Annotated in this window: 11 protein-coding genes; 7 read left to right on the forward strand and 4 right to left on the reverse strand. The window is 64.8% G+C overall.

All coding sequences use genetic code 11. The annotated features are described in order from the left end of the window. Positions 1-65 precede the first annotated feature (65 nt). The 6 genes from JJB74_RS20030 to JJB74_RS20055 all read left to right on the forward strand — a co-directional run bounded on the left by JJB74_RS20030 (position 66) and on the right by JJB74_RS20055 (position 8,563). Positions 66-1,103 (forward strand): hypothetical protein, encoded by a 1,038-nt coding sequence (locus JJB74_RS20030; protein WP_200594811.1) that lies wholly within the window; start codon positions 66-68, stop codon positions 1,101-1,103. A 391-nt stretch (positions 1,104-1,494) separates the two neighbouring features. Continuing rightward, positions 1,495-2,709 (forward strand): ABC transporter substrate-binding protein, encoded by a 1,215-nt coding sequence (locus JJB74_RS20035; protein WP_200594812.1) that lies wholly within the window; start codon positions 1,495-1,497, stop codon positions 2,707-2,709. Beyond that, positions 2,709-5,525 (forward strand): hybrid sensor histidine kinase/response regulator, encoded by a 2,817-nt coding sequence (locus JJB74_RS20040; RefSeq protein ID WP_200594814.1) that lies wholly within the window; start codon positions 2,709-2,711, stop codon positions 5,523-5,525. Before JJB74_RS20035 ends, JJB74_RS20040 begins: the two co-directional genes overlap by 1 nt. Positions 5,526-5,752: 227 nt before the next feature. Beyond that, a complete protein-coding gene (locus JJB74_RS20045; protein ID WP_200594816.1) occupies positions 5,753-6,781 on the forward strand; it encodes an SDR family oxidoreductase in 1,029 nt (342 codons plus the stop codon). Positions 6,782-7,359: 578 nt separating this feature from the next. After that, positions 7,360-7,980, forward strand: a complete 621-nt coding sequence (locus tag JJB74_RS20050; protein WP_234484382.1) for a hypothetical protein — start codon at positions 7,360-7,362, stop codon at positions 7,978-7,980. Between the two features lie 34 nt (positions 7,981-8,014). Continuing rightward, positions 8,015-8,563, forward strand: a complete 549-nt coding sequence (locus JJB74_RS20055) for a hypothetical protein (RefSeq protein WP_200594818.1) — start codon at positions 8,015-8,017, stop codon at positions 8,561-8,563. Between the two features lie 93 nt (positions 8,564-8,656). Here JJB74_RS20055 and JJB74_RS20060 read toward each other — a convergent pair whose 3' ends face one another. The 4 genes from JJB74_RS20060 to JJB74_RS20075 are packed head-to-tail and all read right to left on the reverse strand — an operon-like array spanning position 8,657 to position 13,038. Beyond that, complete coding sequence (locus tag JJB74_RS20060; RefSeq protein WP_200594820.1) at positions 8,657-10,489, reverse strand: GspE/PulE family protein; 1,833 nt, start codon at positions 10,487-10,489, stop codon at positions 8,657-8,659. Continuing rightward, positions 10,461-11,276: a class I SAM-dependent methyltransferase gene (locus tag JJB74_RS20065; RefSeq protein WP_200594822.1), complete on the reverse strand. Its 816-nt coding sequence runs from the start codon at positions 11,274-11,276 to the stop codon at positions 10,461-10,463. Before JJB74_RS20065 ends, JJB74_RS20060 begins: the two co-directional genes overlap by 29 nt. Positions 11,277-11,329: 53 nt before the next feature. Continuing rightward, the gene (locus tag JJB74_RS20070; protein ID WP_200595012.1) at positions 11,330-11,812 is read right to left on the reverse strand and encodes a DNA-deoxyinosine glycosylase; all 483 of its coding nucleotides are present in this window, start codon (positions 11,810-11,812) and stop codon (positions 11,330-11,332) included. Positions 11,813-11,829: 17 nt separating this feature from the next. Next, complete coding sequence (locus JJB74_RS20075; RefSeq protein ID WP_200594824.1) at positions 11,830-13,038, reverse strand: MFS transporter; 1,209 nt, start codon at positions 13,036-13,038, stop codon at positions 11,830-11,832. A 270-nt stretch (positions 13,039-13,308) separates the two neighbouring features. Between JJB74_RS20075 and JJB74_RS20080 the strand changes: the two genes are divergently transcribed. Then, a complete protein-coding gene (locus JJB74_RS20080) occupies positions 13,309-14,316 on the forward strand; it encodes a 2-dehydropantoate 2-reductase (RefSeq protein ID WP_200594826.1) in 1,008 nt (335 codons plus the stop codon). Position 14,317: the final 1 nt, after the last annotated feature.

The raw sequence follows: 14,317 nt of genomic DNA on the forward strand, positions 1-14,317 counted from the left end.
TCGATGAGCCCGCCGCAGCGATGCCATTGGGCTTTGCTCGGCAAACACTCTCTCAGGCAAACATCATGCATAACAAACCTTTTCGCGCATGGGCGACCGCGTTCTCGCTTGCATCCACTCTGGCGTTTTATGGCTGCGGCGGCGGCGGTTCTGACAGCAACGCATCGTCCGGTTCCGGTTCTACGCCGGTGACTCCTACCCCGAGCGCACTGACCGGCATTACCGAAGCCAAGCATGTCAATGTAAGCGCGAACGCCTACGTCGGCGCCCAGTCACTGCTGGACGCGCCGGAGCAGAGTAGCGATCTGCTCGCCGGAGTCACGGTGGGCGGTGACGTGTTCAACGCCCCGCGCGCGACGATCAGTCTGCTCACGCTTGGCCTCGGCGGCGCCGCACCCCTGGTTTCCGGCGTCACTCAAAACGTGACTTGTCCGGGCGGCGGCAGCGCGCAGTTGGATGCGACGATGTCCAGTTCCAGCCAGGTCAAACCCGGCGACACCATCGCCGTCTCGGCCAATGACTGCGTCTCGGGCGGCGCCAGAATCAACGGCAGGATGTCGATCGTCGTGCAGCAGACCAGCGGCACATTGTCCGATGGCGTGCTGTCGATGAAGCTGGCCGTGCAATACCAGGGTTTCACGGTCGCGTTGAACTCGGGTTCACGCAATATCGATGGCGACATGCTGCTGACTTACCAGCGTGACGCCGCGGGAGCGCTGAGCTATGTCATCTCGGGCAATGCCCTGAGCATCGCCGAAACCGATAAAAGCGCACAGGTGGTGCAGCGCACGCTGCAGGGCTACTCGGGCACCATCAACAGCAGCGGCCTGAACACCACCAGCACCGTGCAGGGCCGTCTGAGCGGCCAGACTGCCGCTGCCGGACAGTTCAGCGTCGACCTGAAAACGCTGCAGCCATTTGTCAATGACGGTTCCGGCAACGCGCCGAAATCAGGCGTCATGCTGGTCAGCGGCGCCGGCTCCACAGTGACGATGACGGCCGTCGATGCGCTGAATGTACGTTTGGACTACAGCGCCAATGGCGATGGCGTGACCACCAAGTCCACGACCGTGACCTGGGATGCGCTGAAAAAAGCCATCTAGCAAACCTTGCGGTGCCCGGCATGCTGGGCACCGCAACAGCTCGCATGTCTTCCTTCCAGTCTGCCTGTCCACTGCGACATTCCACCTGCAGTACTTTGTCCTCCCGAGTTACCTTTCTGGACGCGATGACGCGCTAGCCGCACAAGCACGTTTCTCCTTTCTTCCAGGCCGATGAATGTTCCTTGCGTCCGCGGCAGCATTCCGGCGCGATATGACTGACAGCAAGTCCCCGCCCGGCATGCGGTTTCATACAGGGAACAAATATCCAGTTCGATTGTCGAACGTCAATTCCAATATTTCTAGAAATCAATATACTATGGCCGCGCGGCTGCGGCCTCCTGACGTCAGCAAGGAAAGCGGTCGCCAATTCGACCCGTTTCTGGAAAAGGGCATGGACCGATCATCGACATCACAAACGCGGCGCGATGCATTGCGCCGCATGGCAGCCCTGACCGCGGCCGCGACACTTCCTACACTGGCGCGCGCGGCCGACGACAAACCGGTGCTGATCGGGCTCGACGGCGAGTTCGGTCTGGACAACAGCACTTCCGCGCAAGCGGTCGAACTCGGCATGCGCGCTGCGATCGCCGAGATCAATGACGCCGGCGGCGTGCTCAACGGCCGGCCCCTGGAACTGGTGATCCGGGATCATCGTTCGATGCCCGCACGGGGCATTCGCAATATCCGTGAATTCGCTGCCATGGGCGACATGGTGGCCGTATTCGGCGGCCGGTTTTCGCCGGTCATCATCGAAGAATTGCCGACGCTGTTGCAGACCAACATGCCGTTCATCGCGGTCTGGTCGTCGGCTGACGCGATCGTCGACAACGGCATGCAGCCGAACTACATCTTCCGCGTATCGCTGCGCGACAGCCTGGCGATGCCGCGCATGCTGAAAAGCGCCGAGAAACGCGGACTCAAGCGCGTCGGCTTGCTGCTCACGAACACTTCCTGGGGACGCAGCAGCCAGGCGGCAGCGGACCGCTATTCCAGCCAGCCGGGCGGGGTCAAGATCGTGCAGACCGCCTGGTACAACTGGCGCGATACCTCGCTGATCGCCGCCTACAACCGGCTGCGTCAGGCAGGCGCCGACGCCATCGTGCTGGTTGCCAACGATGACGAGGCAGCGATTCTGGTCAAGGAAATGGCCGCCTTGCCGGCCGCGCAGCGGCTGCCGATCATCAGCCACTGGGGCATCACCGGCGGCAACTTCGTCGCCCAGGCCGGCCCGGCCTTGCAGCAGGTCGACCTGACCGTGATTCAGACCTTCAGTTTCTTCGATGCCGACAAGCGCGCGCTGCAAGGTTTCATGCGGGCCGCGGCCATGGTCTCGCCGATACGCCATATCGAGCAGATCCAGTCGCCGGTCGGCGTTGCCCATGCCTATGACGCCACGCATCTGCTGGCGCGGGCGATACGCATTGCCGGCAGCGCCGAACGCGCCGCGGTGCGCGATGCGCTGGAAAACATACCGGACCATCGCGGCCTGGTACGGCGCTACCATCCGGCGTTTACCTCGACACGGCATGAGGCGCTCGGTCCCGAACAGCTGCTCATGGCGCGCTTTCGCGCCGATGGCGTGCTGGTGCCGGCCAGGGAAGCCTGATGCGCCTCGACCGCTTCCTTTCCGGCAGCCTCGCACGCCGCTTCGCGCTGGTTTCGGCAGCGCTGGCCGGCGCGGCGCTGCTGCTAACGCTGCTGGCGTCCTGGTGGCTGGTTACCCAGCAGCACCAGGCCGGCCTGCGTGAATTGCGCGTCAAGGAAGCGGGTTTCCATGCGTCCGCGGTCGGCTCGTCGCTGCGCTCACTGGCCGCGCGCATGTCCGAGGTGGCCGGCAGCGCGATTCTTGCCAACGGACTGGTCGACAGCGCCGGGCGCGAAACCTATCTGCAGCCCTATCTCGATGGCGCGCGCGAAGTAGACGGCATCCACGTCGAGCTGATGGTCAGCGATTTCGAATCCGCGCCGATCGCCAGCAGTGCCGGCGCCAATTTTTCCCGGCGCCAGCTGGAATGGATGCGCCGGCTGATGGAGCGCGATGAGGAGGGCGCGGCGGTGTTCGACGGGCCGTCGGGGCCGCAACTGGTTGGACTCAAGCTGCTGCGTTATTCGCGCACCAAGAGCGCCGAAGGCGCGCTGCTCTACAAGACGCCGCTGGCCGAGATCGAGCCCGACCGCACCTTCCACATCGCAGCCGCGCAACGCCCGCAGCCGCCGGACGATCGCACCTGGCCGATACCAGTGCCAGCGGATTACCAGGATTTGCATCTGCAACTGGTGCGCGATGTCATCCCGCCGACGGACTATGGCGCGCTGCTGCCGCACTATGCGCTGATCCTGGTCATCGCTGCGGCGCTGGCGGCGGCGGTGCTGCTGCTTGGCGCGCGACTGGCGCTGCTGCTGACTTCGGACCTGCGCCATCTCGAATTGTTCGCCAGCAACGTGGTGCGCGAAGGCTTTGGCCTGCGTCGCGCGGCGATCCAGGGCAGCGGCGAAGTCGCCGGCCTGGCCGTGGCAATCAATCACATGCTGGACCGCCTGAACCAGCAGCATGCCTTGCTGCAGGCAGAAAGCGAAAAATTCCACCAGCTTGCCAATACCATTCCGCAACTGGCCTGGAGCGCGCATGCCGACGGTACCGCGGACTGGTTCAACGAACGCTGGTATGCCTACACCGGCACCAGGCGCGCCGACATGGTCAATGACGGTTGGAGCAAGCTGGTCGCGCCCGAGGAACGCGATGCCGTGCTGACGCAATGGCGCGAAGGCGTCGCGGCCGGTGCGCCGATCACGATGACTTTTTCGCTGCGCGGCGCCGATGGCATTTACCGCCGCTTCTTCACACAGGTCGCGCCGCTCAAAAGCGCTTCGGGGCGCATCGTGCAATGGTTCGGCACCAATACTGATGTCACGCCGCTGGAGCTGGCCGAACAGGCAGCGCGCGAATCCGGCCGGCGCCTGCGCGAAGCGCTGCTGGCGGCAAACATGGCGGCCTGGAATTGGGATCTGGAAAGCGGCCGCGCCGAGTTTTCCGACAATGCGCCCTCGGTGTTCGGCGATGCCTATGTCGCGGGTAACAACTGGGACTTCCTAAGCGCGGAAGACCGCACCCGTCTGGTCGGCATGGCGACGGAAGCCGCCGCCTGCCAGGACTCCTTCCGCTGCGAAGTCGAATTGCCCGGTGAGGACGGCCAGCCGCGCTGGTTCGAGATACGCGGCCGCTCCGCCGGGCGCGCCTCGATGCCGCGCGGCATGTCCGGCGTTGCGCTCGATGTCAGCGAACGCCGCCGCGCCGAGAATGCGCTTTTGCAAGCCGACCAGCGCAAGGACGAATTCCTGGCGATGCTGGCGCACGAACTGCGCAATCCGCTGGCGCCCATCTCCAGCGCGGTCAAGATCATGGAATTGCTGATTCCGGACCCGGCGCCGCCGGTGCAGAAGGCCAGGGAAGTGATCGACCGCCAGACGCGCCACCTCTCGCGGCTAGTCGACGATCTGCTCGATGTCTCGCGCATCTCCACCGGCAAGATCGTGCTGCGCGGCGAGCAGGTCGACGCGGCCACCATGGTGTCGCGCGCGATCGAGATGAACCGGCCGCTGCTCGATGCCCGCGGGCATCAACTGATCACCCATGGGCTGGACCGCCATGAAACCTTGCACGGCGACCCGACCCGACTGACCCAGATCATCGGCAATCTGATCAACAACGCGGCGAAATACACCGAGGCCGGCGGCATCATCACCGTTGCACTCGAGCGAGAGCGCGAGTGGGTGCTCATCCGCGTGGCCGATAACGGCATCGGCATTTCGCCGCAGGTGCTGCCGCATGTGTTCAACCTGTTCCTCCAGGCCGAACGCAGCCTGGACCGCTCGCTTGGCGGCCTGGGCATCGGCCTGTCCGTGGTGCAACGCCTGACCGAATTGCATGGCGGCCAGGTCGAGGCGAAAAGCGCCGGCGAGCGCCAGGGCAGCGAATTCATCGTTCGCCTGCCTGCTGTCGACGGGCATGGCGATGTGGCAGGCAGCGCGCCGAAATCGGCCGCGGCCTCGCGCAGCGCGCGCCGCATCCTGGTCGTGGATGACAACCGCGACGCGGTCGATTCACTGGCGATGATGCTCAAGCTTTCCGGCAACGATGTCGAAGTCGCCTACGAGGGCGAGAGCGCGCTGCGTATCGCGCAATCCTTCCGTCCCGACGCGGTGGTGCTCGACATCGGCTTGCCCGGCATGGATGGCTACGAAGTGGCGCGCCGCCTGCGCCGTCTGCCGGAAACCGCCGGCGCGCTGGTGGTTGCCGTCACCGGCTATGGCCAGAAGGAAGACCGCGAGCGCGCGCATGCCGCCGGCTTCGACCACCACCTGGTCAAGCCGATCGAAGCGGACATGCTACTGTCGCTGCTGTCGCTGTCGCGCACGGCCTGAGTCGCATCCGTAGGAAAGCGCCGACAGCGCACGCAGCGCCGCGTTGCTTCTTTCCTGTCCGATGCTTGCGCCATCAAGGAGATTCCGCTCGGCATCCGCTCCTGCGGGAACGACCGCGGCCGCGCGCGATCTATCCGGACAATGACGACCGGCGCGCGGGCTCGCTTGAATCATCGCGGCCCGCCATTCCGCCGGCGTCCATCCTCCACCCCCGAAAGGATCAGCGCATGAAAATCAAATTGAAGAAGCTGTCGGACCAGGTGATCGTCATTACCGGCGCCTCCAGCGGCATCGGCTTAACCACCGCACGCAAGGCGGCCGAGCGCGGCGCGCGCCTCGTGCTGGCCGCACGCAATGCCGAGGCGCTGGAAACCATCATCGGCGACCTGAACGCGCTTGGCGCCGAAGCCATCCATGTCGTTGCCGACGTCGGCAAGGAGGACGAGGTGCGCGCGATTGCCAAGGCCGCCATCGACCGCTTTGGCGGCTTCGACACCTGGATCAACAATGCCGGCGTCTCCATCTTCGGCCGCAACGAGGAAGTCTCGCGCGAAGACCAGCGCCAGCTGTTCGAAACCAATTTCTGGGGCGTGGTGCACGGCTCGCTGGCGGCGATCGAGCATCTGAAGCAGCACGGCGGCGCGCTGATCAATCTCGGCAGCGAACTGTCGGATACCGCAGTGCCGCTGCAGGGCATGTATTCGGCGTCGAAGCACGCGGTCAAGGGCTTCACCGATTCGCTGCGCATCGAACTGATGGAAGAGAATGCGCCAGTGTCGGTCACGCTGATCAAGCCGGCCGCGATCGACACCATGTTCGTCGAGCATGCGAAGAACTACATGGATGTCGAACCGAAGCTGCCGCCGCCGATCTATGCGCCGGACATCGTTGCCGACGCAATCCTGGCCGCGGCCGAATCGCCGCATCGTGATATCTATGTCGGCGCGGCGTCCAAGCTCGCGTCGTCGACCTCGCATCATGCGCCGGCGGTGGTGGATGCCTTGATGAAGCGGCTGATGTTCAAGCAGCAGCGCAGCGATCTGCCGGTGCGCGACCGTGCCAACAACAACCTGCACACGCACAGCGACGACGGCCGCGAGCGCCAGGGCGTCAAGGGCATGGTGTTCGAGACGGCGCCTTACACCACCGCGACGCTGTATCCGAAGACGACCGCGCTGGCGACCATCGGCGCCGGGCTGGCGCTGTTTGCGCTGTGGCAGGCGAAGAAGCGGCCGCAGCGCAGGGTGGGGTGGTGAGCGTAGGCAGGCCGGCGTGGCCAGCCTGCCGTTGCGGTTCTACCGTTCCCTTTTCCATCTCTTGATACCCGCTGCCGGCCGGAATGTCGGCATGTTGTCGTGCGAAGGTGCGCAGCACTGCAACGCCGCCCAACGAAACCAATGTAGACCTGAACCCTACGCATGTCCGGTAGGCGTTCGGGTTGGGCACTCCATCCAGTTTTTTTCCAGTCATTGATGCGGCACGTGCTGATCGCGTTCATGATCCTGATCAGCCTGAGCCGCCTTGCGCTTTCATCCCGTCCAGATCGGCAAGAGGCCGGGGATCGCCACAAATCATGTGATGCCCGTAACCCTGCACCGCTGATCCCGTGACCGCTGCATCGCCATTTCGCCCTTCCTGTTTCGACGGTATTCACGCGCATGGATTGCGCACGCGCGACTCACGTATATACGCGCATTAACAAATCTGTGGTCCGGGCAGTGACGTCGATAGAGTTCGTGCTCTCGTTCGGCCGTGTCTGCTTCCTGCCATGCAGCGGCTTTTCCCCGCGGCGTTTCGCCGCCAATTTCATACGTTGCATACCAGGGAGCCATTCATGCAGGCACAGGTCTTTTCGCGCTTGAAGAAGTTGTCCTATCTATTCGCGGTCTCGTTGTTCATGCTGCTCATCGCCGGCTGCGGCACGCTGTATGTCGATGGCGGCTTGCCGGAAGTCCCGTCCGATAAATTCAAGGTGGCAGCCCGCCCGCACCCGGTCCAGCTTCTCTACGAATTCCAGACCAAGGGTGCAGTCAATTCGGTGGCGGCCGAGCAGACCCGGGCCATTGCGCTGGAAGCGGTGAAACGCACCGGGTTGTTTTCTGAAATTAGTACTGCACCGGTCACCGATGGCGCGGTGCTGAGCATAATCATCAACAACGTTCCGTTGACGGATGATGCCGCTGCCAAAGGCTTTGTCACGGGTCTGACATTTGGCGTGGTCGGCAACCAGGTCACGGATGGTTATCTGTGCACCGTTGAATATCTACCGTCGGCAAAAGCGCCCAAGATTACGAAGACGGTGCGTCATGCGATCCATACGACAGTCGGCGCCAAGGGAGCGCCGGAAAAGTCGATCCCGGCGGCATCGGCCCGTGATGCCGTGGAAATGATGGTCCGGCAAGCAGTATCCAATCTCCTCGATGCCGTAGCTTCCGATGCGGCGTTCAAGGGTTGAGGAGGTCGTGATGCGATCGCTTGTTCTGTCCTTCATGCTGGCCGCGCTGCTTTGCGGTTGCGGCTCGGTGCCGCTCAATTACCAGCCGGCCATGACCAATCTGGAGGCCTTGCGCGCGGATGACATCGCCAAGGCGGCGGTCGGCGATTTTTCGCTCGCTCCCGGCAAGCCTGCCGAGGTCGACCAATCGGTAACTGCGCGTAGCGTGAGCGTCGTGCCGCCAGCCGGCAAATCCTTCTCCTGGGCGCTCGGTGATGCGTTGAAAAAGGAGTTGGAGGCCGCCGGCAAATTCGATGAGCACGCCGCTACGGTCATCAGTGGACAACTAACCCGCAGTGAGCTTGCCGTTCCCATCGGGACCGGCCGCGGCGAACTCGGCGCCAAGTTCCAGATTACGCGCCGCGGCACTACGGTTTTCGAAAAGGAATATATCGAGAAGGCGGAATGGCCGTCGGTATACCTCGGTGCAGAAGCCATCCCTACGGCGATCACTCAGTACATGAGTCTGTACAAGCAACTCCTGCATCAGCTTTTCATCGACAAGGAGTTTCGCCTGGCGATGCAGCCAGACAAGTCGAAGTAGAGCTGTGCGCGCCGGGCGGTGAAAGACTCAGGGCGGCAGGCATCCGGTACCTGGCCCGGGCCAGTGAAATCAGGCCCGGGCGACCGATTCAAGTCACCGCCGTGACGAATACGACTCCAACCCCGCCGTCACCTTCAGCACCTCATCCGCCGTGGTCACACCCTCCACGATGCGGCGCGCGCCGGCCACGCGCAGCGGCGTCATGCCATCGGCCATGCCTTGCTTGAACAACGCATGGCTGTCAGTCTCGGCGCGGATAAGCTGCGAAAACGCCGGCGTAACCGCCAGCAGTTCATACAATCCAGTGCGGCCGCGGTAGCCGGTCTGTCGACATTCGGGGCAGCCGACCGGGCGCCACAGTCTGGCCGGTTTTTCGATCTTCCAGCTGCCGGCGAGATTGGCCCAGATGTCGTCGACCAGTTCACCGTCATCCGCCTTGCAATGCGGGCACAGCACCCGCACCAGGCGCTGCGCCAGCACGCCGGCCAGTGTCGCTTCGAGCAGGTAATGCGGCACGCCCAGCTCCAGGAGGCGCATCACCGCCGACGGCGCATCGTTGGTATGCAGCGTCGACAGCACCAGGTGCCCGGTCAGCGCTGCCTGTATCGCCATCTCGGCGGTTTCCAGGTCGCGGATCTCGCCGATCATGATGATGTCCGGGTCCTGGCGCATCAGCGCGCGTACGCCGTCGGCAAAGGACAGTTCGATGCCGTGCTGCACCTGCATCTGGTTGAACGCCGGTTCGACCATCTCGATCGGGTCTTCCACTGTGCAGACGTTCACCTCCGGCGTGGCCAGCGCCTTCAGGCTGGTGTAGAGCGTGCTGGTCTTGCCCGAGCCGGTCGGGCCGGTGACGAGCAGGATGCCGTGTGGCCGGGCTGTGAGCGCATGCCAGCGCTCGGCGTCGGCCGGCGGAAAGCCGAGCTCGGGCAGGGTGCGCACCACGACTTCGGGATCGAAGATGCGCATGACCAGCTTCTCGCCGAAGGCGGTTGGCAAGGTCGACAGGCGCAGCTCGATTTCCTGGCCGCCATTGGTGCGGGTCTTGATGCGGCCATCCTGGGGACGGCGTTTTTCCACCACGTCCATGCGGCCGAGCAGCTTGATGCGCGCGGTCATGGCGATCAATACCTGCGGCGGCACCTGGTAGACCTGGTGCAGCACGCCATCGATGCGAAAGCGCACCAGGCCGGCTTCGCGCTTCGGTTCGAGGTGGATGTCCGAGGCGCGCTGCTCGAAGGCGTACTGCCACAGCCAATCGACGATGTTGATGATGTGCTGATCGTTCGCATCGAGCTGGCGGTTCGATTTGCCCAGCTCGACCAATTGCTCGAAGTTGTTGCGCAGCGCGATGTCTTGCCCGCCCTGGCGGCTGGCACCCTTGATCGACTTGGCCAGCGCGAAGAACTGGGCGGTGTATTGCGCGATGTCCAGCGGGTTGGCTACCACCAGCCGCACCGTGCGCCGCGACAGCCGCGCGATCTCGGGCAGCCATTCGGTCTGCAACGGATCGGCCGTGGCGACCGTCAGTTCAGTGGCGCTGATCTCGACCGGCAGGATATGAAAGCGGCCGGCATAGCTGGCCGACATTACATCGGCTACGCGGGTGAAATCGATCTTCAGCGGGTCGATGCGGTAGAAGGGCAGCTTGCATTTGCCGGCCAGCCACTCGGTCAGTGCATCCAGCGTCAGCAGCTTGTGCGGCGGTTGCGGCGCATGCAGCTTTACCTGCGCGACGGCCACCAGCGGATGCATCGCCGGCGCGCTGCCTTTCATCAAGGCCTGCGCCTGCAGATACAGGCCGCGCGCGTCGGCCTGCGGCACGATGCGGTCGGCGACCAGCCAGGTGAACAGCCGGTGCAGGTCGATGACGCCGCCTTCCTCTTTCAACGCGGCCTCATGCGGGGCGGGAAGCGCGCATGCCATTGACCCAGGAACGGGCCGGCATCCTGGTCGCGGCGCGGATCGCGGCGGCGCGCTCGTACAGCGCGCCCCAGTCAAGCGTGGGCTTGTCGCGGAAGGCCAGCGCGACCACATTGCCTTCATGGACCTCGGGCAAGGGAATCACATCGGCAAAGGCGTAACGCATCGCCTTCAGGTTCTTTGCATAGCTCGGATGGTCGCCGAACAGGTTCACCGTGGCGATGCCGCCGGGAGCCAGGCAGGCGCAGCAATCGGCATAGAACTCGGCGCTGTCGAGCACCGGGCCGCGCGCGGTGGCGTCATACAAGTCGATCTGCAGCGCATTGACGCGGCCATGCCAGGCACGGTCGGCGACGAATGCGCCGGCATCCATTTCCAGCACCTGCAGCCGCTCGTCCGGCGGCGGCAGCTTGAACATGGTTTCGCAGATGGCGATCACCGAAGGATTGAGTTCGACCGCGGTCACGTTCGCGCGCGGAAACTGGCGGTAGCTGAACTTGGTCAGCGCGCCGGTGCCCAGGCCGAGCTGCACGATGTGCTCCGGCTCGTCGATGAACAGCATCCAGGCCATCATCTGCTGCGCGTATTCGAGCTCGATCCAGTCGGGCTTTCTGAGGCGCATGGCGCCCTGGACCCACTCGGTGCCGAAATGCAGGAAGCGCACGCCGTCTTCTTCGGACAGGGTGACGGGAGCGAACTTGGGTTTTCTGGAAGGGCGGGCGCTGGCGGGACCGGGACGGGCAGGGCGCAGCGATTCTTCCTTTTCGATGGATTTGCGTTTGATGAGCATGCGGGATTATCCGTTCGCGCCATGCCGCAGCGCAAGCAAAATGCCGGGCGGCCTCAGTCAGGGAGGTCAGGAATGCCGCGCCAGATGGCGAGCTTTTGTTCAAACGACAGCGACGCATTCGCCGGCGAGGATGAAGGCAGCACTAGCGTGCCGAAGCCGGCGGCAGCGAACTGCGGTTCGAACTTGCCTGAAGCCTTGCCGTTGAAGCACACCTTGGCAAGCGCCGGGCAGCGCGCCTTCAGCGGTGAGAAGTCGTTCGGGCGTGGATTACGGATTGCGCTGTCGAGGCTGCCCTCGCGGTAGCAGGCGTCCAGCACATCCCACAGACCGATGCGGTGCGCGAGCAGCCGCGTCAAACGCTCTTCATAAGGCAGCTTGGCCAGCGGCTCGTTCAGCACCGCGCCCAGCAGCCGCCAGAAGTTATTGCGCGGATGGGCGTAATACTGGCTGGCCGCCAGCGACGCTTCGCCCGGAAAGCTGCCCAGCACCAGGATGCGGGTATGCGCATCCAGCACCGGCGGAAAACCGGTCAACAGCGGCGCCTTGGCTGTCTTCATTTCGCGCGCAATCCGGTGGCGAAATACGCCAGCGACAGCAAGGGCAGGGCGGCGCCGGTCCAGCAGGCCAGCGCCCAGCCGCCGTGGGCGTAGGTCCAGGCACCCAGCGCCGAGCAAATCGCGCCGCCGACGAAAAAGGTCGCCATGAACATGCCATTCAGGCGGCTGCGGTATTGCGCGCCAAGCGCGAAGATGGCGCGCTGGCCGGTGACGAGGTTGGCCGATACGCCGTAATCGATCACGATCGCCGCTGCGGTCAGCACCGCCAGCGCCAGCATCGAGCCGCTGTCGGCGTAGCGGCTGACGATGAAGCCGACAGCGACCAGCAGCATGCCCGTGACCGACACCGCGCGGCCATGGCCGCGGTCGGCCAGTCGGCCCGAGATTGGCGCGGCGATCGCGCCGGCCACGCCCGCCAGCGCGAACAGGCCGATGCCGCGCTGGCCGAGGTGATAGGCCGGACCGGCGAGGAACAGCGGCGCGGTGGTCCAGAACAGGCTGAAAGCGCCGAACAAACAAGCCTGGTAAGCCGCGCGCCGACGCAGCACCGGCTCACGGCGCATGAAGCGCAGCATCGACGCGATCAGGCTCAGATAGGGCAGGTCCGCATGCGGCTGCCGCGATGGCAGCACCGCGAGCAGAAACAGCGCCAGCGCCGCCATCAGTAGCGCCGACAGCCAGAACACCGCATGCCAGCCCAGAACCGCTGCTACAAAACTCGAGGCCGGCCGCGCCAGCATGATGCCGAGCAGAAGGCCGCTAGTGACGCTGCCGACCACGCGGCCGCGATTGGCTTCGGTGGCCAGGTGCGCCGACCACGGCACCAGGATCTGCACCGTCACCGACGTGATGCCGATGGCCGCGGCCGCCAGCAGGAACAGCGGCGCCACCCGCACGACAGCCGCGCCGACCAGCGCCAGCGCCGACAGGACAAGGAGAGTAAGCACCAGCTTGCGGTTTTCCAGGATGTCGCCAAGCGGCACCAGCAGCAACAGGCCCAAGCCATAGCCGATCTGCGTCAGCGTGACGATCAGTCCGGCGGCGTCCTGGCTCATGCCGAGCGCGGCGGCGATCGGTCCGACCAGCGGCTGCGCATAGTAGAGATTGGCGACGATCAGGCCGCAGGCGACGGCGAACAGCCGCGGCAGCCAGGCCGGCGCGGCATGGGCATCGCGCAGCGGCGTGGATGAGACTTGGGGTTTCATTGAGGCGAGGAGGGCGTGAGGCAAAAGTCCGACATGATAGCGGCTGCCCGGGATTGGCGCTTTGATGGGCCGCGTGCTTGCCCGTTGATGGCAGCTCGTCTTCATGCCGGACTTCAGGGCATTCCGTGCCACGTGTGCCGCTTGCCTGCACTCCGGATAGCTATACTGCGGACTTGCATTTCCAGAACAAACATAACGAGGAGACACACGCATGCCTTTCCTGCCGAGCAAAGCGGCTCGCTATCGCCATGTTTCAGGCGGTCCTCAGTCATGAATCATTCCATCGCCATCTTCGGCGCCGGCTCCATCGGCGCCTACGTCGGCGCGGCCCTGATCGCCGGCGGCGCCGACGTGGTCCTGATCGCCCGTCCCCGCAGCTGCGAACGCTACGTCCGCGAAGGCATCGCCATCAGCGACCTCGAAGGCCGGCGCGAGCATATCGACGCCGCGCGCATTCATTGCAGTGCCGATCCGGCTGCGCTGGCCGATGCCGGCCTGATCCTGGTCACCGTGAAGAGCGCCGACACTGCCGCAGCGGCGCAGGCCCTGGCCGCGCATGCCAGGCGCGACGCGCTGGTGCTGAGCCTGCAGAACGGCATCGGTAATGCCGACACGCTGCGCGCAGCCTTGCCCGGCATGACGGTGTTGGGCGGCATGGTGCCCTTCAACGTGGTGCAAACCGCCGACGGTCGCTTTCATCGCGGCACCGAAGGGCAGCTGATGGCGGAAGCCTCGCCAGCGCTGGCGACCTGGCTGCCTGCGTTTGCCGCGGCCGGATTGCCTTTGTCCGAGCGCAGCGATTTCGCCGCGGTGCAATGGGGCAAGCTGCTGCTGAACCTGAACAATGCGGTCAATGCCTTGTCCGGCCTGCCGCTGAAGGCCGAGCTGTCGCAACGCGATTACCGGCGCTGCCTGGCGTTGCTGATGGAGGAAGCCCTGCGCGCGCTTGCGGCATCCGGCATCGCGCCGGCGCAGATCGGCGGCGTGGCGCCGCGAAGGCTGCCGACGATGCTGCGGCTGCCGGACTGGATCTATCGCCGCATTGCTTCGGCCTCGCTGAAGATCGATCCCGAAGCCCGCTCCTCGATGTGGGAAGACCTGCAGGCCGGCCGGCGCACCGAGGTCGATTACCTCAACGGCGCGGTGGCGCGGCTGGCGCAGCGCGCCGGGCTGGACGCGCCGGCGAACCGGCGCATCGTCGCGCTGGTGCACGAAGCGGAAGCGGGCAAGGGGCAGGCGATGGCGGGCGCGCAGTTGCTGGCGGCGCTGCGCGCCTAGG

Source organism: Noviherbaspirillum pedocola (assembly GCF_016632335.1).
In the GTDB taxonomy this organism is placed as follows: Bacteria; Pseudomonadota; Gammaproteobacteria; order Burkholderiales; family Burkholderiaceae_D; genus Noviherbaspirillum_A; species Noviherbaspirillum_A pedocola.